The sequence below is a fragment of the Labrenzia sp. R5_0 genome, from assembly GCF_017743835.1.
Lineage (GTDB): Bacteria > Pseudomonadota > Alphaproteobacteria > Rhizobiales > Stappiaceae > Roseibium > Roseibium algicola.
In genome coordinates this window covers 1,726,142-1,744,108 of sequence record NZ_JAGHRK010000001.1, presented here as the reverse complement: position 1 = coordinate 1,744,108, position 17,967 = coordinate 1,726,142, and the positions used below count along the sequence as shown (strand labels likewise).

Sequence of the window (17,967 nt, the reverse complement as noted above, 5' to 3'; positions counted from 1 at the left end):
GACCGGGATGCTGCTTTACGACCACGCTCTCTGGCTGCTTCTCGCCGCGCTGTTGCTGGACGCCCTGATCGGTGATCCCGACTGGATGTGGCAACGCCTGCCGCATCCGGTTGTCTGGATCGGCAAGTTGATCGGCCTGTTTGACCGGCATTTCAACAAAACGGAATTCGCGCCGGCGACACGCAAGCTCGGTGGCGTGCTGACACTCCTGGCGTTGCTTGCCAGCGCCGGACTTGCCGGCGTCGTGATTGAGGCAGTTGCGAAGTGGTTGCCATATGGCAGGGTGCTTGAAGCTGTCGTAGCTGCGGTATTTATCGCCCAAAACAGTCTTTACCGTCACGTGGCAGCCGTGCGGGATGGCCTGTTGAAGGACGGGTTGGAAGGTGGCCGCAAGGCGGTTTCCATGATTGTCGGACGTGACCCGAACCGGCTGGACGAAGCCGGTGTCTCGCGGGCAGCCATCGAATCCTGCGCCGAGAATTATTCCGACGGTATCGTGGCGCCCGTATTCTGGTTCGCCGTGCTCGGCCTGCCCGGATTGATCGTTTACAAGGCGGTGAATACAGCCGACAGCATGATCGGCCACAAGAACGAGGTTTATGCAGACTTCGGGTGGGCGGCTGCCCGTTTCGACGATCTGGTCAACCTGCCCGCATCGCGCATTGCAGGGCTGTTTATCGCCCTGTGTGCGCCCTTGTCCCGGGGCTCGGTCCGCAAGAGCATTGCCTGTATTCTGGACGACGCCCGCAAGCACCGCTCACCAAATGCCGGTTGGCCGGAGGCGGCCATGGCAGGCGCATTGAACCTGGCTCTTGCAGGACCTCGGATCTATCCGGGTTACACCGTCAATGACCGGTATCTGAATGCGAGTGGACGAAAGGATGCGAGGGCAGAAGATATTTCGCGCGCCTTGAGGATCCTCATTGGCTGCTACGCACTCGAAGCGTTGCTGATCGCAATTCTGGCGCTATTGCTGGCCTTCTAGGTCAGGCGTTTTCATCGGCACCGCGTGCGATCTTCAGGATGGCCTCCACGTCGAGGACGCTGTCCAGATGCCCTGCAAGGTCGTCCAGAATCCGGTCGATGTCCTGATCGTAGCTGAGGTCGGAGCGGACACCGAAGGCATTCAGGTATGCCGTCCGGAAGGCATCGTCGGTGAACAGGCCGTGAATGTAGGTTCCGTACACTCGGCCATCCGCTGAGACCGCACCATCGGACCGACCATCATCAAGGCGCATCATGGGATGGGCACAGTCTGGCCCGGACGTTCGGCCGACATGAATTTCGTAGCCAGAGACAGGGGCTCCGCTGGCAACATGGGTCGCGCGTGCGGCAACGGTCGATTTATCTGCCGTCAGGATGGTCTCGACATCCAGATATCCCAGGCCTTCGACCGTTCCGGGGGATCCCTCGATACCGTCCGGATCCGAGATAACCTTGCCCAGCATCTGATATCCACCGCAGACGCCCAGGATGTGCCCGCCCCGCCGGTGGTGTGCCTTGAGATCTATGTCCCAACCCTGTCTGCGGAAAAAGGCAAGGTCACCAACAGTGGACTTGGACCCGGGCAAAAGCACGACATCGGCGTCTCCCGGCAACGGGGTGCCCGGTTGAACAAGCTCAAGCGTAACACCCGGTTCAAGCCGGAGCGGATCCAGGTCGTCGAAGTTGGCGATCCGCGAGATCACGGGAACAACGATCTTGAGCCCCCCGTCACCAAATCCGTCCGCCAGACCGAGCGCATCTTCTGCCGGAAGTTTCGCAGCATCCGCAAACCACGGGACAACACCGAGACCTTGCCAACCGGTGCGCTGCTCGATTTCTCGCAAGCCTTCGTCGAACAGGCTCGGGTCTCCCCGAAACCGGTTGATGAAGAAGCCCTTGATGCGCTGCCGTTCGTTTTCTTCCAGCACAGCACACGTTCCGACGACTGATGCAATAACCCCGCCGCGATCTATATCCGCACACAGGATCACCGGCAGATCCGCCGCCTCGGCAAATCCCATGTTGGCGATGTCTCCAGAGCGGAGATTGATTTCCGCAGGGCTTCCTGCTCCCTCGACAATCACCAGATCAACACCTGAGGCGTTTATCGAAAAACTCTCCAGAACCTTCGGTAATAATTCAGCTTTCTGCTTTCCATATTCGCGCGCCCGCATCGTGCCATATCGCTTGCCCTGCACGATTACCTGAGCCCCGGTGTCGGTTTCGGGCTTCAACAGAACGGGGTTCATGTGAACACTCAACGGAACGCGGCAGCCCATGGCCTGAAGCGCCTGGGCCCTGCCGATTTCGCCGCCGTCGGCTGTTACGGCAGCGTTGTTTGACATGTTCTGCGGCTTGAAGGGGCGAACTTTCAGGCCACGGTTGGCAAAGAGACGGCACAGACCGGCGACGATCAGGCTTTTGCCAACATTCGAGCCTGTGCCCTGGACCATGATTGCCGGTACCTTGCCGGCCGCTTTTGTCTCAACCATGCAACGTCAATCTTTGCCGAATGGTGCTGCGCCATATGGCCGAAATTCGCTTGGCACCGGAAGATTGGCGAGCCGCAGTTCCAGCATCAAGCGAACCGTCGGCCGAACGGCAAAGAGAACGGATCCGATCACGAACAACCACGTTCCTGCGTACATCAGGCTGTCGTAGAAAAAGAAGACGCTGCCGACAAGAAACGTCAATGCAGCCAGAAATTCGACAACGGTTCGGTAAAGTTCGTATTTCCGGACCGTTTCCACATGCGCCTGCGAGGCCGTGCGAAGACTGTGGTCGAATAGCTTGCTCATCCTCGATCCCCTTTGATTACCTCTGGGTTTCGTGATCCAGGTGCCCGGGTTTAAAACTCGATGCCTTCCTGTGGTTTCACACCAGACCGGAAGGGATGTTTTATCTGGGTCATGTCGGTGACAAGATCTGCAATGTCGATCAGCTCGTCCTTGGCATTGCGCCCCGTGATGACGACATGCACATCGTCCGGTTTTTCGTTCTTCAGGAAATCGACCACTTCGGCGATGTCCAGATAATCGTAGCGCAGAACGATGTTGAGCTCGTCGCACAGGATCAGACGAAATTCACCGGATGTGATCATGTCCTTGGCGGCTTGCCAGGCTTCGTTCGCCGCATCGATATCCCGTTGCCGGTCCTGTGTTTCCCACGTGAACCCCTCACCCATCCGTTTGATCGTGACGAGGTCGGAGAACCGTTCCAGAGCCATGCGCTCACCGGTTTCGATCCGCCCCTTCACGAATTGCACCACGCCCACCTTGTGGCCGTGACCGAGAGAACGGAACACCATTCCGAAACCGGCTGTCGACTTGCCTTTGCCCTTGCCCGTGTGGACGATCAGCAAGCCCTTTTCGATGGTCTTGGTCGCCATGATCTTGTCACGTGCGGCCTTTTTCTTGCGCATCTTCTCGGCATGGCGGGCATTGAGTTCTTCTTCGGTCAGTTCCGGCTTGTCCTTGTCGGCGGTCACGATGCGTCCGTCCCTTCCAGTCTTGTTTTCAAATCATTCAGCGCAGCATGGGTCGAATTGCGCCGCGGCGTCCAGAGGCCGCGTTCAATTGCTTCATGAAAGCGGTCCAGCATTTCGTTGAGACCCGTCGGGTTGGCGTCCTTGAGGAAATCCAGAACTTCTTGGTTATCCACGTAGGCATCATACAGCTGGTCAAAATGGTGATCTCCCACGGCCCGGGTGGTTGCGGCAAACGCGAACAGATAGTCGAGCGTCGCAACCATCTCGAACGCGCCCTTGTAGCCATGCCGCATTACACCTGCGATCCATTTCGGGTTTGCCGCACGAGCGCGCACCACGCGGCCGATCTCTTCCGAAAGGGTGCGGACCACCGGACGCTCAGGCCGCGAATGATCGTTGTGGTAGACCGTCGGTGCTTCGCCTTTCAGTGCTTCGACAGTCGCTGCCAGTCCGCCCTCGAACTGATAATAGTCGTCACTGTCCAGAAGATCGTGTTCGCGGTTGTCCTGATTGTGCAGGACTGCGTCCACGGTTTTCAGCCTCGTTTCGAGATCGTGCCTGGCGACGGAGCCTTCTGCTCCGCCACCGTAGGCGTAACCACCCCATGTCAGAAAGGCATCGGCAAAATCCGAACGTTCCTCCCAAAGCTTCTCGTCGATCAGCGCCTGCAAGCCAGCACCATAGGCACCCGGTTTTGAGCCAAAAACACGGAACCCGGCCCTGCGTTCGGCTTCGTTCTTGTCCAGCCCTTCAGCCTGAAGCCGTGCACTTTCCGATCGCATTCGTGCGGCAATCGGATTGGCTTCGTCCGGTTCTTCAAGCGCACCGACCGCACGGGCGGCGCTGTCAAAAAGATCCATTTGATGCGGGAAGGCATCACGGAAAAACCCGGAAACCCGCAAGGTAACGTCGACACGCGGTCGTCCAAGTTCTGAAAGCTTCAGAATTTCGAACCCGGTGACACGGCCCGAACCCTGCTCCCACACCGGACGCGCCCCTATAAGCGCCAGCGCCTGGGCAATGTCGTCACCTCCGGTTCGCATGTTGGCAGTGCCCCAACATGTCAGGACCAGCGATTTCGGCCATTCGCCTTCTTCCTGGAAGTATCGTTCTGCAACGAGAGATGCGGATTGCCAGCCGAGCCGCCATGCGGTTTCGGTCGGCACTGCACGTACATCGATGGAGTAGAAGTTCCGGCCAGTGGGCAGCACATCCGGACGCCCACGCGAAGGCGCGCCGGAAGGCCCGGGGGCAACGAACCCTCCTTCCAATGCCGTCAGCACTGCGCTTGTTTCAGCGTGTCCGGAGCCGGTTACAGCCGGTCGCAGAACCTGGTTTAGATCATCCAGAACAGCAAGGGTCGATTGCCACGCCTCAGGCACTCCGCGATTATCCGCAACGATTTCGCGGGCAAGAATCTCGATACGTTCGACCGTATCACCTTGCGATCTCCAGGGAGCCTCCAGAACATTTGCGAGGTGCTCCGATCGACACTGCTGCCAGGGGGCAGCAAAATCGCAATCCAGTGGATCAAAGCCTTCAAAACCGAGGTCCGAAGCGATAGCCCTTTGCAGGCTCTGCTGTTCCGGCCTGTTGCCTCGCGGTACCCTTGCCAACGCAACCAGCAGATCCATCAGAAGATCGCCTTCGGGACTTTCGCCAAGAATATGCAGCCCGTCCCTGATCTGCAGTTCCTTCAGGTCGCACAAGTGAGCGTCGAGGCGCGCAAGGCGGGTTTCCTCGTCCATGGTCTCGGTAATACCGATATCCTTGTCCAGACCATGCCGCGCAGCGGTGTCCAGGATGTCCCGCGTCAATGCCTTCAGGCGGCGCGGGTCAACGCCGCTCGCCAGATAATACTCATCAAGCAGCGTCTCCAGCTCTTCGGCGACGCCATGGCTCTCCGCCCGGGCCAAAGGCGGTGTCAGGTGATCGACGATCACGGCCGAGGTTCGTCGCTTGGCCTGCGCCCCCTCGCCTGGATCATTGACGATGAAAGGGTAGATGTTCGGAATTGGCCCCAGAACAGCTTCCGGGAAACAGCTTTCAGCGAGGGCCAGTGCCTTGCCGGGCAGCCATTCCAGATTGCCGTGTTTGCCGAGGTGAATGACGGCATCGACGGCGAATTGTTCCCGCAGCCAAATGTAGAAGGCAAAGTAGTGGTGCGGCGGCACCAATGCCGGATCGTGGTAGGTTTCCTTCGGATCGATGTTGTAGCCACGCGCCGGCTGAATACCGACCACCTGATTGCCGAACCGGTGCAGGGCCAGGCGGAAATGGCCATCCGTTACATGAGGATCGTCCGACGGCGCTCCCCAACGATCAACAACTGCTGACCGAACAATGTCGGGCAACCTGTCGAAGGAGCGCTCGTAGTCCTGAAGCGACAAGGCCTGATACTCTTCCTTGCCTGATCGGCCCTCCAGGGCATTGGTTACGCCCGAAGTCAGGATTTCCATCAGATCGGCGGAGCTTGCTGGAACCTCACCGGCGTCATAGCCCGCGGCGGCCATGGCCTTGAGCAAATGAACGCATGACGCAGGCGTGTCGAGCCCTACGCCGTTGGCAAGACGCCCGTCCCGGTTCGGATAGTTTGCCAGGATAAGGGCCGACTTCTTGGCTGCAGCCGGTTTCCGGCCAAGTTTCCCCCAGGCGGCCGCAAGCGCCGCGGTAAACATGATCCGATCCGGAACAGGCGTAAAGGCAACCGGCGTCGACTGGGTGGCCTCATCGAAGACCCCTTCTTCCTTGAAGGAGACAGCACGGGTCAAGATCCGGCCGTCAATCTCCGGCAAGACGACATGCATTGCGAGGTCACGTATCGACAAGCCCTGATCGCTGTCTTCCCAGCCCTCTTTGGAGGAAGACGAGAAGACGACCTGCAGCACAGGTTTGCCGGGTCGATCGAGCGGCGTCGGCTGATGGGCTGCTCCGGCCTTCGAGACGGCGAAGGCAGTACCGTTCAACACGACATCAGGCGGTGCCTCATCGAACAGGCTTTCCAGAACGGCGACGGATTCCGCTTCCTTCAGGCTGGAAACATAGATCGGCAGTGCATTTACACCGGCTTTGTCGAGAGCAGCGATCAACGCATCCAGTGGTGCGGTTTGGGCACCTTGCACCAAAGCACGGTAGAAAGTGATCGCTGCAACAGGTCTTTCAGGTTTCCGCCAGGAGGCCTTCAGTTGCGCAATATCGGGGGCGGCCTTGCCAGAAAGATAAATACCCGCGCGAGGAAGAGGCACCGGATGCGCGGGCTCTTCTCCCTTTCCGATCAGGTGCGCTGCATATCTCAAGGCATTGGCGTAATTCTCCGCGCCGCCTTCCACACAATATCGCCAGAAGCGATGCACTTCCGCTGCTGATCGGGTGGAGCGAGACGTCAGTTCTTCGTCCCACTTGTCGTCGCCCGGAATGACAATCAGATCGATGCCATTCGCGCGGACTTCTTCTTCAAACCTTTCCAGGCCGTAGCGCCAGTACTCCACTCCACCCAGAATTCGCAGAACGATCAGCCGAGACCCACGGACGGTCTGTTCGGCATAAAGATCGACCGAATAGGGATGCGACAGGGCCATGAGATTGGCGAGCCGCAAGTCTGCCCGGCCTGTTCCAAGCCGTGATTGCGCAGCGGCAAAGCTTCCCAGTTCGGTGTCTGCAGCGGAGAGGAACAGAATGTCGGCTGGAGACTGGCCGAGATCGACCGCGTCCCCACCGTCATCGATCCGGCGCGTCTGGCTGGCGAGAATGTGCATGCTTGGTCTTTATTTCCAGCTTCTATCCAGCGTGTCAGGCAGCAGCCGTCAATTCACCCAGCAGGCCACGAACCGCAGTCAGGTCGAGGCCCTTCAAACCGATCACGACCAATCTGCCGCTGCTCTCGGCGCCGGCGGCGAACCAGGTTTCGACACGCGGTCCGACAGCTTGAACCATTGCAGGTGCTGCCTTGCCCTCGATTTTTACGGCCCCCTTGATGCGCAGGACGCCTTTTTGCGCCATGGCTTCCAGAACCTTTGCCTCTGCATCTTTCAGGCTGGCGAAAGACGAGACTGCCAGCACGTGACTTTCAAAATCATCGTGATGGTGATGATCGTGATGATGGTCGTCATGGTGATGATCATGATCATCATCGTGGTCGTGGTCGTGGTCGTGGTCGTGGTCATCATGATGGTGATGATGCTCGTGCCGATCAGCCATATCGTCCTCGGCAGCAGAGCCTCTGCCGAGCAGAACTTCAATCGGAAGCGTGCCTTTTTCGGATGTCACCACGTGAACCGCCGGACGAACATCGGCGGCGATCTTCTCATGCACCTGCTTCAAAGCGTCTTCGGAGACGAGATCAGCCTTGTTCAGAACAACGAGATCTGCGCAACGCAATTGGTCGTGAAAGAGTTCTTCAACAGGACTGTCATGATCAAGAGCCTCGTCGGCGGCACGCTGCGCGGCAAGTGCATCTTCATCAAGTGCGATCCGGCCTTCAGCGAGTGCTGCAGCATCCAGCACCGTGACAACACCATCTACCGTTACCTTCGGCTTGACGCTCGGCCAGGAGAAGGCCCGAACGAGCGGCTGCGGCAGAGCCAGGCCAGAGGTTTCGATTACAATATGCTCCGGCGGATTGTCCCGCGCGAGCAGCATTTCCATGGTTGGCAGGAAATCGTCGGCAACGGTGCAACATATGCAGCCATTGGTAAGCTCAACCACCTCTTCCGCGGCGCAATCGGGATCAGCGCATCCATTCACCAGGGAACCGTCGAAGCCCATGTCCCCAAACTCATTGACAATAAGAGCAATGCGTTTGCCATTGGCATTGGTAAGCAAATTGCGGATCAGCGTGGTCTTGCCTGCTCCGAGAAACCCAGTGACGATCGTTGCCGGAATTTTTGCGCCCGGCTGCAGGGATGAAGTGGTCATAATTTGATATCCGGTTGTGATGTGGGTTTCAAAAGTATCGGCAGGCCCGCAGCAACGAAGACGACCTGTTGGCACCTATGCGCCATATCCTGGTTCAGTCGTCCCTGCACATCGCGGAACGACCTCGACAGACGGTTCTCCGGCACGATCCCCATACCAACTTCGTTGGAAACGAAAACGCACGGCCCCTGAAGATCCTTCAGAACCGCGCAAAGCCGCGCCGTTTCGGAGGGGATGTCCTTGTCTGCAAACAGCAGGTTCGACAGCCACAGGGTCAGGCAGTCAACAAGAACCACCCGGTCTTGCCTGCATTCGTTTTCAAGCACGGCCGCAAGTTCGAGCTGTTCTTCCACGGTGAGCCAGGACGGGCCGCGTTGATCTTTATGAGTGGCGATCCGGCTGGCCATTTCATCGTCGTGGGCAGCACCAGTCGCGATATAGATTTTTTGCAGACCGGTTTCATGGACAAGCTTTTCCGCGAACCGGCTTTTTCCGGAGCGGGCACCGCCGAGGACCAACGTAGTCCTCTCGCCGTTTGAATGCGTCATTCCTTCTCCCAGCCGTCCGCCCGACAGCGCCATAGGGTTGACAATGTGACGGCCGGTCTCCTGGCTTGCGGCTCAGCGCGGTCTGTACCCCTTCCCGGCCCCATCAGGACGCCAGTGGTTTTCGTACAGCCACTCACCGCTCACAGTTGCGGGGGCAGCTCCGGATCTGGACTAGAAAAAGACCGCACCGGATTCCCGTTTCATCCGGATCAGGCAAGGCCTTTTCCGGAACCGTCGGTTTCTTCCTAAACGTATCTTGAGGCCGACACAAGCAGCAGAAAGTCGCTGACGACTAACCTTGAAAATCGGCCAGGCAGTCAACACGGACGCCTTCTTGCGACAAAGTCAGAAAAAGGCACAGCGGATTTAGCCTGCCCGGGGTGTTCCAATCGTCGCGAAACGTAGGGTTTTCCAAGCTCGACAGAACGCCTAGCCATCTGAAATATATCGAGTTTTCCACACCGAGATCAAAAAAATGACGGCTTGATGAAAAAAACGCCCTCGGGGGCTTGGCAAACGGATCAAGCCTTTGATATACGCATCTCCATCGACGGGGCGGCAACGCGCTGGCCCCGAGCGTGGTGATCCCCAGTAGCTCAGTTGGTAGAGCAAGCGACTGTTAATCGCTGGGTCGCTGGTTCGAGTCCGGCCTGGGGAGCCACCCACCCTTCCAAAAAACCGCAGAAACCCGCCACCTCTCGCAAGAGAGCTTGACTTGCCTGCGTTTTTTCGACCAAAACTGCTTAACTTTCTGCTTAACTTTTTGGTCCTCATGCGCCCTTCCAGACCGCCGCGTCCGCACAATCGAAACGGGATCTGGTACCTCATTCGAAAGGTGCCTAAAAAGTATCTCGACGTGGAAAAACGCACGCTGATCTACCTGAGCACGAACATCGCAGTTGCCCACGATCCGAAGGGCATCAGAGCAAAATCGGCCGTCGAAGAATTAAATTCCGGCCTCGAAGCGTACTGGGAATTGCTCCAGAATGGCCGTGAAAACGATGCAACTGCGAGATTCGAGGCAGTCCAAAAACGCGCTCGCTCGCTCCAGGTGCCGTATCAGACCAATGCGGAAATAGCTGCCGGCACGATCGACGAAATCATGAAGCGCCTGGACCTGCTTGCCACACGCAAGACGATGGAAGACCCGCAAGAGGTTGCTGCCATCATGGGTGGTGTCGAGCGTCCCGTCATTCAGCTCTCCGGACTGCTTGCCGAGTATGAGGGCATCCACAAGGCTGCCCTGCAGAAGGCAAAAAAATCCGACAACCAGATGCGGAAGTGGCGAAACCCGCGCAAGCGGGCAATCCAGTATCTGCTCGATCTCGTCGGAGACAAGCCTCTGGAACAGCTCAACCGGACTGACGCGATCCGATATCAGGATTGGTGGCAAGACCATGTCCTGAAACACGACCTGAAACTGGCGACCGCAAACAAGAGTATCGGTTTTCTGGCCAAGATGTTGAAGGACGTGAACCGGAAATATCAGCTGGGTTTGACACCGGTTTTCGTTGATCTGAGGTTTGCCGGCGCGCGGGACGGCAAGCGCCCTGCCTTTGACACCGCCCACGTACAGAACAAGATGCTTGCACCTGGTGTGCTCGACGATCTCAACGATGAAGCGCGGGCAATCGTTTGGGTGGTGGCCGAACTAGGACTGAGGCCGTCTGAGGTGGCGAACATCAGCGGCAAAAAGATATTCCTGAACGAGAAGATCCCGTTCATTAGGGTGCTGGGCGACGACAGGGAATTGAAGACCTTCGATTCCGAGCGTGATATCCCGCTCGTCGGATTTGCGCTCAAGGCGATGAGGGAGTTTCCGAACGGGTTCCCCACATACCGGGATCACGAAGACACGCTCTCCAACACCGTCAACAAATATCTGAAGAGCCGTAAGCTCCTGCCGACCGAGGAACATTCCTTTTACAGCCTGCGGCATACCTTCGAAGACCGGCTGACGGCCGTCGACCCTCCGGACAAGATCATTGCGTCCCTGATGGGGCACGCCTTTGATCGTCCAAAGTATGGGGAAGGTCCGACTCTGGAACAGAAAAAACGGTGGCTGGAAAAGATCGCGTTTCAGTTGCCCGTGCAGGCTAACTGAAAGGCCTCAAGAGTCACAGTGTTGCAAGGATGCGCCTTTATGGCGCTGGATGAGCTTTTCGACGTTGTCAGCCCAGATAGCTACGGCGGCTTCTTCCGCGCCTTCCCCGGTGATATATGGGCCGCATGCCGGACATCCGGTGAACGATTCCGCCTCTACATCAAATTGTGACGCGAGGCTGAAAGCCTTGTCCTCGATGTCGCTGACCGTATCGGCGTCTCCCTCGTAATCGAGACGAGCGCGGTAGACTGTTTCAATCGTCGCCATTTGCTGCCAGGCCTTTCTGGTTTTTAGGTTCGAAGCTTTTGCAGCCCGTTTTTCTGAAAGGAAACTGCTTCAAATTGGCCACCTTCGACCTAGCGCCGCATGTGACCCAGGCGGACAGAACGTAGCCGTCCATGTTGTCTTCGTCGTATTCAAGGTGGCGACAGTCTGAGCAGCTCTTCGACATGACAGGGCCTTTCAATTACGCGGCGCAGCGACGTTTGATTTGTTTGTCGGAAACGTCCCAAAACATAACTTCGAGAAGTATGTTCACGACGCATTGAACGTCAGTGTCTGATGACCAGTAGTCGCTGGTGATTGTGATCGGCGTGCCCTTGAGCGGGTCATTCCCGGAATGTGAGCCAAGCAGCTCATAGCCGAGTTCATCGCCCTTCTCGACCGCGGCAAAATCTCGTTCCTTCATACCGTAATCGCGGATCAGCAACTCTTTGGCCCGCTTGGCCTTCTTCTTGTAGATCCTGACGTTCATGATCTGCCGGCCTTCGTTATCACTCATCGCCAAACACGTGGCGGCGCAGGATTAGGTCGAGTTCTTCGGCCGTGACCAACATCATGTCAGGCTGATCGTCGGGGCTGGTACGGTCTGGCAATTCGCAGATGTTAGTGATGATTCCGCCAATCAAATCGGCCTTAGCCGCATCCGAAAGCCCAGAAAGGTCCGGAGCTCGTGCGTTCATGCCCGCGAAGTAGAGATTGGAAAGAATTTGCGCATCCATCCTGCCGGCACGATAAGCCGCTTCTTCTCTTGTTGATTTTTGCATCTGTTGAGCCTTTCCTCACAGTTTTGCAGAGAGTGTGCCGAGGAACACCTGGACCGGCGCGGTTTCATCGTATTCCGCGATGAACTCGCCCAACCCCTTGAGGTTCTCGTTGATCGACATGCTGTCGATCCAAGCCATGGTTGAAATCAGATGGCCGTCCTTGTCGCGGGCCTCTGCGACCCAACCGCTGGCTTCGACCTCCGAACTGGGCGTCAGGTTGATGGGGTTCGGGTCTTTCATGATTTGCCGTCCTTTCCGGGCGAGTTTGCCGACGTTGCATGTGCATCCCCAGCCCATCAGCATGTGCCAGCATTGAGGGTTCATCGCACCGCACATGGTCGGGTCTTTCTGATCATTCGAATGGAAGGGGGTTATGCTTGCGTTCTTCAGATCGATTTGATTGCTTCGATCATTGCGAGAGCGTCTTCCTTGCCGCTCACTTCAACGGTCAGGGTCAGCCCGTCGAACTCGACGTCTTCTTCGAAGAGCTCGCCGCATTCGGAACCTGCCCGGAACCGTATTGCCCGGTTCCGGCTATTGCTGATCACACCGGTCATTTCTCGATCTTCTAACTCGTCTGCCATGATTGGTTCCCTTAGTTGTCACGTTTACCGAGCGATTGACGCATGTCCGTCGGTGAAACGATTTCTCCGTTGACGGCGTGCCAGGACAGCGAACCATGCTCCCAGCGCATACGCTCGAAGTGGTCGTGAAATGTCTGCGACGGATTTTCGAGAAACAGCGGAATCAGCTCTGGATTTGCATGAAGAGCGGAAACGATAAGTCCGGCAGTCTCGCAACCTCCGACACCAGCGTTTGACGCCGTCACATCGCTAAACTCTGCGATAATTTTGATAACCTGTTCTGGCGACATGTCAGTCTGCTCCTGTTTGAGGTGCCGGGTTCCCACCGGCTGCGATATGCCCAGCGCCAAGCGCCCGTGACTGTCTCTCTGCGGCTATTTCAACCGACCGCGCGGGCCCGCTTCTCAGCGGAACTGTTCTTCGTCGAGCGCCGGCTCTACTGGAGGGGGAAACCGAGCTGACACATAATCCGTCACCCGGCAAAGCGCGACTTGGTCGAGCCCTTCATCTTTAACTCTTTCGAGAACTGCGAAGATTGCGCGCAACACGCGAAGTTCAGCGTCTTCACCTTCCCAGATTATTTCTATTGTTTTCGGGCGAAATTCATACGCTTCCGGCACATCACATTGCCTGTCGCGTTCATGATCTATCGCCGGGAAATCCGGGTAATTGAGCTTCACCCAAGAAACAGCCCCATGATTGTAGGCAGCGCCCACGGCAGAGATCAGGTCTTCGCCGAGCCCGCCGCACTTGTCGCGCAACGTTTCGATCTCCACTATTGCGTCTTGCAGATCGCGACACTCCACAGAAACGTGAAATTGGCGGTCCTCTCCGGCCCAACTCGGTACTCTATTTTTCAGTCGCTCAAGAACGTCAGTCATCACAGCCTTCCAATTCGCTGGTGTTGCGGAGAAACGTCGATCGACAACGACGAAAGAATGCGCTGGGCGCGTGACCGGCCGGAAGAACGCTCCCGGGCGGCCAAGACCTCTTGTTCCAACCGATCCATGACCGGCACATATGCGTCCCCGTGCAGCTCGACCAAATAGGCCGCCTGCATCAGCGCATGCTCCAGGTCTGGAAGGGTGTAGGTGGTCACCTGGGCGCTCCCTTCACCAGCGTCTTCTGTTGCTCAGCGAAAGCCTCAAAGGCTTCCTTGTCGCCATTGCAGCAGGAGAAGGTTGCGAGCGCTGGGCCGATCGAGCGCGTTTCATTCAGCATGAGTTGAGCAGCGCCGTATTTCATGCCGGGGAACTGGAACGAAACGACAACCTGCTGCCAGTGCCAACCGCCTTTGCCAGGGATGACGTATGCGTGGTGGCGCTCACTAAACCGGTTGCTGTCGTCCTCTACGCTGTCGTTAAAGACAGCATCAGGAAACCTTCGCCGAACAATCCCCTTGAAGGCATCTATAGCCCGTTGCTCTTCGGCCTTGCGGCGGCGCTTAATGCTATAGAACCGCCGAGCGCATCCAGTGCAGCAGAAGACTGCACCACCTTGATGGCCTATGATATCGTCAAGCGAACGGCGATTGTCATAGAGCCAGTCCTCAGAAAGGCGCTCTCCGCATTCAACGCATTCAAACCACCAGCCATGCGCGATCATTTCACTTGCTGGGATTTTCCCGTATTCGCGGTACCGGTCGGCCCACGGAGCACGGTAAACCATCAGACCACCGAGCTCGCCATCATTAAACTCACCAGCGCCCCACTTCCGGGCTTCAATATTCCGCTCTGCGAAGATGATTGCGCCAGTGTGTTCGAACGTTTCCTGGACAGAGTAGGCTTTCTCCATCAGTCCGCCCTCCTAACCGTGTTCGCCTCGGTATCCACCGACAGCGCGATCGTGAGCGGCTGCACCCAAATAGGGTCGGATGAAAGCATGAACGTCTCGCCGGTCATCGCCAGCAGCAGCGTTCGCCCCATGACGGAGGCAATCGCAGTTGCCGCATCGGGCGGTACCGCATTGCCGATCCGCTCCCGCCACGCGGAATCGGACTTGCCATCCATTTCGAAACCGGCCCATTCCTCCGGATCGAACAGAGACTGAAGAGCGGCGAGCTCAAGTGTGGTGAACGGCCGGTGCCATGTCCCGTCCAGCGCAGTGATATGCGCGACGATCTTCTGGTCTGGCTCCGGCAGACAAGCATTTTGGTCAGTTTGCAGATTTTCGCCGACCTGCGTTTCACGCGGATCAGCGACTGACCATCTACCATTGTCCCAACTATGAGAGGTCCCGATAACAGCACCGGAATACTGCGACCAGGAGACAACACCATAGTGGCCACCTGCTTGAAAATGCTTACGCCCGTCCTTGAAAGCGTCAGGCCTCGGATCAGCAACAGAGAAAGCACCCTGCCCTGTCGTGCTGCCACCAATGACGGTTCCGGCAGGTTCCTGAAACGCAGTCACCTTGTACTTGCCGCCACCCTCAAAGGAGCCACGGGCGCGCGGATCTGAAACCGCAAGTCCACCACCTGGGCCGCCGGGACCGGCAACCGCGGGAGCTGTGCCTTCGAACGGCACGATGCGGAATGTGTTGTTGAAGCGCGGCTTGCCCGGAATACGCGGGTCGGCCACGGCAAAGTTACCGTTGCTCGGCAGGCTTTCACCAGCGACGGTACCGCTGTGACTGTTCCAGTCCGCAACGCCTAAGGCACCGTTCCTGCGCGGGGTCCGTGGATCGGCGACCGCAAAGGTTCCCTGCCCGGGCGATTTCACGTTGATCACGGCACCCGTGGACTGTTCCCACTTCCTGACGCCGTATTGCTGGTTCTCCCGCGCACCAGGTGTGCGGGGATCCGCCACGGAGAAACGACCGGTACCGGGACGGGCGTTGCCGGTCACAGTGCCGGCAGTGTCCTCCCAGTCCTGGACACCCATCGTTTCCCGGTGCCAGTCGACGACAGGCCGGGGATCCGCAACGTTGAAACGTCCTGTGGTGGCCGTGGCGTTGCCTGTGATCGTCCCAGCAGGCTTGTCCCAGTCCAGCACCCCAAGCGGGCCCTGACGCCACTGTGTGTCCGGGACAATGCCGTAATCGGCGAGAACACCGTCTTCCACCTTGAGCTTGTTCAAGCTGCGCCAGTCCGCACCGGCTTCCACGAAAGCTAGCCGCACCCACGTCTTCCACTGCAATGCCGGCAGCCTGTGCATGCCGCCAATCGTCTCCGTTGACGGTACCGGGAGTTGCGACAGCACTTCGCCGACGCCACGCAGGCGCCGTTTCGGCGGCTCATAGAGGAACGGCGGCACCTTCTCCATGTGCCGTGCGACCATCAGGAAGCGTTTCCGGCTCTGTGCCAGGCCGCCGAGCTCGCCGCAGTCATGTGTGGTTTCTGCGAAGGCATAACCGAAGTGTGCAAGGATTGCCTGTATCTCGTCGAGCAGGGTCCGCCCACGTGTCGCGATGCGAGGAACGTTTTCGAACAGGAAGAACTCGACCGGATCGTCGTTGTACGCTTCCATGGCCAGCCATACCGCGCGCAGCGCCAGCTGGTTCAGCGCCTGATAGCGGGCGTGCTTGGAGGTCTTTTCCGGCAACAGGCCGGAGAACCCTTTGCAGGGAGCGGACACAAACCAGATGTGCGGCCGCTTGAAGCCCATGGCACGTTGGATGTCCTCTGGGATAGCTTCCCGCCAATCCGCCGGCGGCTTCTTCCCGTGAAACGCTTCATACTGCTCAGCGTTCATCAGATCGAGCACGGTACCTTTCACGCCGGCGAACCTTTCAAAGTCACGGATACCAGCCGGGTCGACGTCGATACCGCCGATATTCTGAAACTTCGCAGTGAGGTTGCCGACGCGCGCGTTGGCTTTCCGGAAGCCCTTTGCACCGAAGCCGGAGCCGCAGCAGAGGTGACCAACGTTGAAAATCTGTTCCATTACGGCTTTTTCCCAAGGACTTGCAGTGCCAGGCGGGCGTCACGTGATGCGGACACCAGGTCACCGGCTTCAATTTGTTTCAGAATGTTGCGGAGGTAGCTCTCGACGAACACGAGGCGTTGCTGGGCGGTTGTCATGCCGCACCCCGACTAGCCGCTATGAACTTCTGAGCCGTGTTCGGGCCCGAGTACGAGAAACTGAAGTCCCAAGAGAAAACCGTTTTCAGGTAATCCCATGTGGCTTCAGACAGCTGCGGAGCCGCCGTTTTACCGGTGACATTGACCCGTCCCATCTGAAGGTCGAGGCGCTTCGCCAATTCGGGCACGAGGTCGTAAGGATAGATTTGAGTACCCAGATCGGGACGCAGATACAGGAACTGGCTCTTTCTGTTCTCCGGCATTGGATGCCGAACCGTGAACTGCGGGTAGAACAGCTTGCAGGACCAGTTGCGATCGTAGGGCGAGGTGAAAACAACCTCATTGTTCAGAAGCCAGTCCTCGAACGGCCGATCGACACTTGAACGCATCGCATCGATGTACGCTTGCGCGTGTTGACCATCGAATGTCTTCAGGAACTTGTAGAGGCTCCAAAGGCGGTCCAAGGGGTCGCGTGCAACACCGATCTTCCTCCAGCGGTCATACCCTGCAGGAATGCCATCTGCCTCCATATGCCGATACAGGAGCATCGACTGCGGGTAACGTTCAGCCACAGCGCGGCGCAGCGCGCCGGAACCGGTACGAGGGACCAAAATGAGAACGGTTTCGATTTCGGGAATGATGATCATGCCGCCCCCCTGTCAAACTCATCGACGTTGCAGTGATGAACTTCGAAGGTGTAGGCAGCGACCCACGGGTTTACGTCCCAACCAAAGCCACGCTCCTCGTTGAGGCTGTCCCAGAGTTGTTCGAAGGCCAGGGCGTGCGACAGCGTCCCTGCCAGATCAATCCGGTGCGCATGAGAAAGCTTTTCGTCTTTCTGCCTGTCGATAGGTTCGACGCCTTCGGCCTTTGCATCGGGTTCACATATTTCTTGAACCCTTTGAGAGCGTACGTTTGTCACCTTTAAAGTGAGACGGGACGCCCAGCGCGGCATGAATATGGACGGTTGCCACGCAACACCGTTTTTCTGCATCACCTCTTTTGAGGTTCTGCTGTCATTCCCGTTGTCTGCGCGGTAGTAGACAACCTCGCCCATCCCGTCGGGGGCATTTTCCGGAAAGTGGCACCACCCCTCCCTCACCCACAGCAAATCTCCGACAGCGAACGGAATTTGCTTGGCACGCCATGCTGCGTTGCCAGGTGCGCGGATATAGTCGTCAGTCCAAGCCCCACTGAAGATGTTGTTCGGCCCGCCTTTGGTGTTGATCACTCGACGGGTCTGCGTCTTCCGGCCGGCAAGCAGTGCCTGGACCATCG

The 17,967-nt window shown here is 57.8% G+C and carries 21 protein-coding genes, 1 tRNA gene and 1 riboswitch; of the genes, 3 read left to right on the top strand and 19 right to left on the bottom strand.

Going from position 1 to position 17,967, the window contains the following annotated elements:
- The first annotated feature begins 7 nt into the window (after positions 1–7).
- On the top strand, positions 8–985 hold the full coding sequence (cbiB, locus tag J7447_RS08000; protein ID WP_209169272.1) for an adenosylcobinamide-phosphate synthase CbiB: 978 nt from the start codon (positions 8–10) through the stop codon (positions 983–985).
- Between the two features lies 1 nt (position 986).
- On the opposite strand, the gene J7447_RS07995 is transcribed toward cbiB, so the two are convergent.
- From J7447_RS07995 to cobU, 6 genes are read right to left on the bottom strand one after another with little or no spacing between them, the layout of a single operon-like run.
- Entirely contained in the window at positions 987–2,477 is a 1,491-nt protein-coding gene (locus J7447_RS07995; protein ID WP_286188982.1) for a cobyric acid synthase, read from the bottom strand.
- A gap of 6 nt (positions 2,478–2,483) precedes the next feature.
- Positions 2,484–2,783, bottom strand: coding sequence for a YrhK family protein (locus tag J7447_RS07990; RefSeq protein ID WP_022998763.1), 300 nt, complete (start codon positions 2,781–2,783; stop codon positions 2,484–2,486).
- A gap of 50 nt (positions 2,784–2,833) precedes the next feature.
- Complete coding sequence (cobO, locus tag J7447_RS07985) at positions 2,834–3,472, bottom strand: cob(I)yrinic acid a,c-diamide adenosyltransferase (protein WP_353653750.1); 639 nt, start codon at positions 3,470–3,472, stop codon at positions 2,834–2,836.
- The gene (gene cobN, locus J7447_RS07980; RefSeq protein ID WP_209169271.1) at positions 3,469–7,227 is read right to left on the bottom strand and encodes a cobaltochelatase subunit CobN; all 3,759 of its coding nucleotides are present in this window, start codon (positions 7,225–7,227) and stop codon (positions 3,469–3,471) included. Before cobN ends, cobO begins: the two co-directional genes overlap by 4 nt.
- Before the next feature lie 34 nt (positions 7,228–7,261).
- Positions 7,262–8,386, bottom strand: a complete 1,125-nt coding sequence (cobW, locus tag J7447_RS07975; protein WP_168693083.1) for a cobalamin biosynthesis protein CobW — start codon at positions 8,384–8,386, stop codon at positions 7,262–7,264.
- Positions 8,383–8,934 (bottom strand): bifunctional adenosylcobinamide kinase/adenosylcobinamide-phosphate guanylyltransferase, encoded by a 552-nt coding sequence (gene cobU / locus J7447_RS07970; RefSeq protein ID WP_209169270.1) that lies wholly within the window; start codon positions 8,932–8,934, stop codon positions 8,383–8,385. Before cobU ends, cobW begins: the two co-directional genes overlap by 4 nt.
- A gap of 32 nt (positions 8,935–8,966) precedes the next feature.
- Positions 8,967–9,185, bottom strand: a riboswitch (cobalamin riboswitch).
- Positions 9,186–9,519: 334 nt separating this feature from the next.
- On the opposite strand from cobU, the gene J7447_RS07965 reads away from it, so the two are divergent.
- Both J7447_RS07965 and J7447_RS07960 read left to right on the top strand, forming a co-directional pair.
- A tRNA-Asn gene (locus J7447_RS07965) sits at positions 9,520–9,595 on the top strand.
- A gap of 174 nt (positions 9,596–9,769) precedes the next feature.
- The gene (locus J7447_RS07960) at positions 9,770–11,038 is read left to right on the top strand and encodes a tyrosine-type recombinase/integrase (protein ID WP_209169269.1); all 1,269 of its coding nucleotides are present in this window, start codon (positions 9,770–9,772) and stop codon (positions 11,036–11,038) included.
- A 6-nt stretch (positions 11,039–11,044) separates the two neighbouring features.
- On the opposite strand, the gene J7447_RS07955 is transcribed toward J7447_RS07960, so the two are convergent.
- The 13 genes from J7447_RS07955 to J7447_RS07895 all read right to left on the bottom strand — a co-directional run bounded on the left by J7447_RS07955 (position 11,045) and on the right by J7447_RS07895 (position 17,920).
- Complete coding sequence (locus J7447_RS07955) at positions 11,045–11,305, bottom strand: hypothetical protein (protein ID WP_209169268.1); 261 nt, start codon at positions 11,303–11,305, stop codon at positions 11,045–11,047.
- Between the two features lie 199 nt (positions 11,306–11,504).
- Positions 11,505–11,819, bottom strand: a complete 315-nt coding sequence (locus J7447_RS07950; protein ID WP_209169267.1) for a hypothetical protein — start codon at positions 11,817–11,819, stop codon at positions 11,505–11,507.
- Positions 11,812–12,084, bottom strand: coding sequence for a hypothetical protein (locus tag J7447_RS07945; protein WP_209169266.1), 273 nt, complete (start codon positions 12,082–12,084; stop codon positions 11,812–11,814). Before J7447_RS07945 ends, J7447_RS07950 begins: the two co-directional genes overlap by 8 nt.
- Before the next feature lie 15 nt (positions 12,085–12,099).
- The gene (locus tag J7447_RS07940; protein ID WP_209169265.1) at positions 12,100–12,324 is read right to left on the bottom strand and encodes a hypothetical protein; all 225 of its coding nucleotides are present in this window, start codon (positions 12,322–12,324) and stop codon (positions 12,100–12,102) included.
- Between the two features lie 146 nt (positions 12,325–12,470).
- A complete protein-coding gene (locus tag J7447_RS07935) occupies positions 12,471–12,668 on the bottom strand; it encodes a hypothetical protein (protein WP_209169264.1) in 198 nt (65 codons plus the stop codon).
- An 11-nt stretch (positions 12,669–12,679) separates the two neighbouring features.
- Positions 12,680–12,958 carry a hypothetical protein gene (locus J7447_RS07930; protein ID WP_209169263.1) on the bottom strand — a complete coding sequence of 93 codons (279 nt, stop codon included), beginning with the start codon at positions 12,956–12,958 and terminating at the stop codon, positions 12,680–12,682.
- 114 nt (positions 12,959–13,072) lie between these two features.
- Positions 13,073–13,549 carry a hypothetical protein gene (locus J7447_RS07925; RefSeq protein ID WP_209169262.1) on the bottom strand — a complete coding sequence of 159 codons (477 nt, stop codon included), beginning with the start codon at positions 13,547–13,549 and terminating at the stop codon, positions 13,073–13,075.
- Positions 13,549–13,767, bottom strand: coding sequence for a hypothetical protein (locus J7447_RS07920; RefSeq protein ID WP_209169261.1), 219 nt, complete (start codon positions 13,765–13,767; stop codon positions 13,549–13,551). The genes J7447_RS07925 and J7447_RS07920 overlap by 1 nt, the downstream gene beginning before the upstream one ends.
- Positions 13,764–14,462, bottom strand: a complete 699-nt coding sequence (locus J7447_RS07915; protein ID WP_209169260.1) for a hypothetical protein — start codon at positions 14,460–14,462, stop codon at positions 13,764–13,766. The genes J7447_RS07920 and J7447_RS07915 overlap by 4 nt, the downstream gene beginning before the upstream one ends.
- Complete coding sequence (locus tag J7447_RS07910; RefSeq protein WP_209169259.1) at positions 14,462–16,552, bottom strand: DNA cytosine methyltransferase; 2,091 nt, start codon at positions 16,550–16,552, stop codon at positions 14,462–14,464. The genes J7447_RS07915 and J7447_RS07910 overlap by 1 nt, the downstream gene beginning before the upstream one ends.
- Complete coding sequence (locus tag J7447_RS07905; RefSeq protein WP_209169258.1) at positions 16,552–16,689, bottom strand: hypothetical protein; 138 nt, start codon at positions 16,687–16,689, stop codon at positions 16,552–16,554. Before J7447_RS07905 ends, J7447_RS07910 begins: the two co-directional genes overlap by 1 nt.
- Positions 16,686–17,336: a hypothetical protein gene (locus J7447_RS07900; protein WP_209169257.1), complete on the bottom strand. Its 651-nt coding sequence runs from the start codon at positions 17,334–17,336 to the stop codon at positions 16,686–16,688. Before J7447_RS07900 ends, J7447_RS07905 begins: the two co-directional genes overlap by 4 nt.
- Positions 17,333–17,920, bottom strand: a complete 588-nt coding sequence (locus J7447_RS07895; protein ID WP_353653749.1) for a hypothetical protein — start codon at positions 17,918–17,920, stop codon at positions 17,333–17,335. Before J7447_RS07895 ends, J7447_RS07900 begins: the two co-directional genes overlap by 4 nt.
- Positions 17,921–17,967 lie beyond the last annotated feature (47 nt).

Coding starts and splice junctions, on each gene's coding strand:
- cbiB (WP_209169272.1), top strand. CDS start 8: ATGCTGCTTTACGACCACGCTCTCTGGCTGCTTCTCGCCGCGCTGTTG.
- J7447_RS07995 (WP_286188982.1), bottom strand. CDS start 2,477: ATGGTTGAGACAAAAGCGGCCGGCAAGGTACCGGCAATCATGGTCCAG.
- J7447_RS07990 (WP_022998763.1), bottom strand. CDS start 2,783: ATGAGCAAGCTATTCGACCACAGTCTTCGCACGGCCTCGCAGGCGCAT.
- cobN (WP_209169271.1), bottom strand. CDS start 7,227: ATGCACATTCTCGCCAGCCAGACGCGCCGGATCGATGACGGTGGGGAC.
- cobW (WP_168693083.1), bottom strand. CDS start 8,386: ATGACCACTTCATCCCTGCAGCCGGGCGCAAAAATTCCGGCAACGATC.
- cobU (WP_209169270.1), bottom strand. CDS start 8,934: ATGACGCATTCAAACGGCGAGAGGACTACGTTGGTCCTCGGCGGTGCC.
- J7447_RS07955 (WP_209169268.1), bottom strand. CDS start 11,305: ATGGCGACGATTGAAACAGTCTACCGCGCTCGTCTCGATTACGAGGGA.
- J7447_RS07950 (WP_209169267.1), bottom strand. CDS start 11,819: ATGAGTGATAACGAAGGCCGGCAGATCATGAACGTCAGGATCTACAAG.
- J7447_RS07945 (WP_209169266.1), bottom strand. CDS start 12,084: ATGCAAAAATCAACAAGAGAAGAAGCGGCTTATCGTGCCGGCAGGATG.
- J7447_RS07940 (WP_209169265.1), bottom strand. CDS start 12,324: ATGAAAGACCCGAACCCCATCAACCTGACGCCCAGTTCGGAGGTCGAA.
- J7447_RS07935 (WP_209169264.1), bottom strand. CDS start 12,668: ATGGCAGACGAGTTAGAAGATCGAGAAATGACCGGTGTGATCAGCAAT.
- J7447_RS07930 (WP_209169263.1), bottom strand. CDS start 12,958: ATGTCGCCAGAACAGGTTATCAAAATTATCGCAGAGTTTAGCGATGTG.
- J7447_RS07925 (WP_209169262.1), bottom strand. CDS start 13,549: ATGACTGACGTTCTTGAGCGACTGAAAAATAGAGTACCGAGTTGGGCC.
- J7447_RS07915 (WP_209169260.1), bottom strand. CDS start 14,462: ATGGAGAAAGCCTACTCTGTCCAGGAAACGTTCGAACACACTGGCGCA.
- J7447_RS07910 (WP_209169259.1), bottom strand. CDS start 16,552: ATGGAACAGATTTTCAACGTTGGTCACCTCTGCTGCGGCTCCGGCTTC.
- J7447_RS07905 (WP_209169258.1), bottom strand. CDS start 16,689: ATGACAACCGCCCAGCAACGCCTCGTGTTCGTCGAGAGCTACCTCCGC.
- J7447_RS07900 (WP_209169257.1), bottom strand. CDS start 17,336: ATGATCATCATTCCCGAAATCGAAACCGTTCTCATTTTGGTCCCTCGT.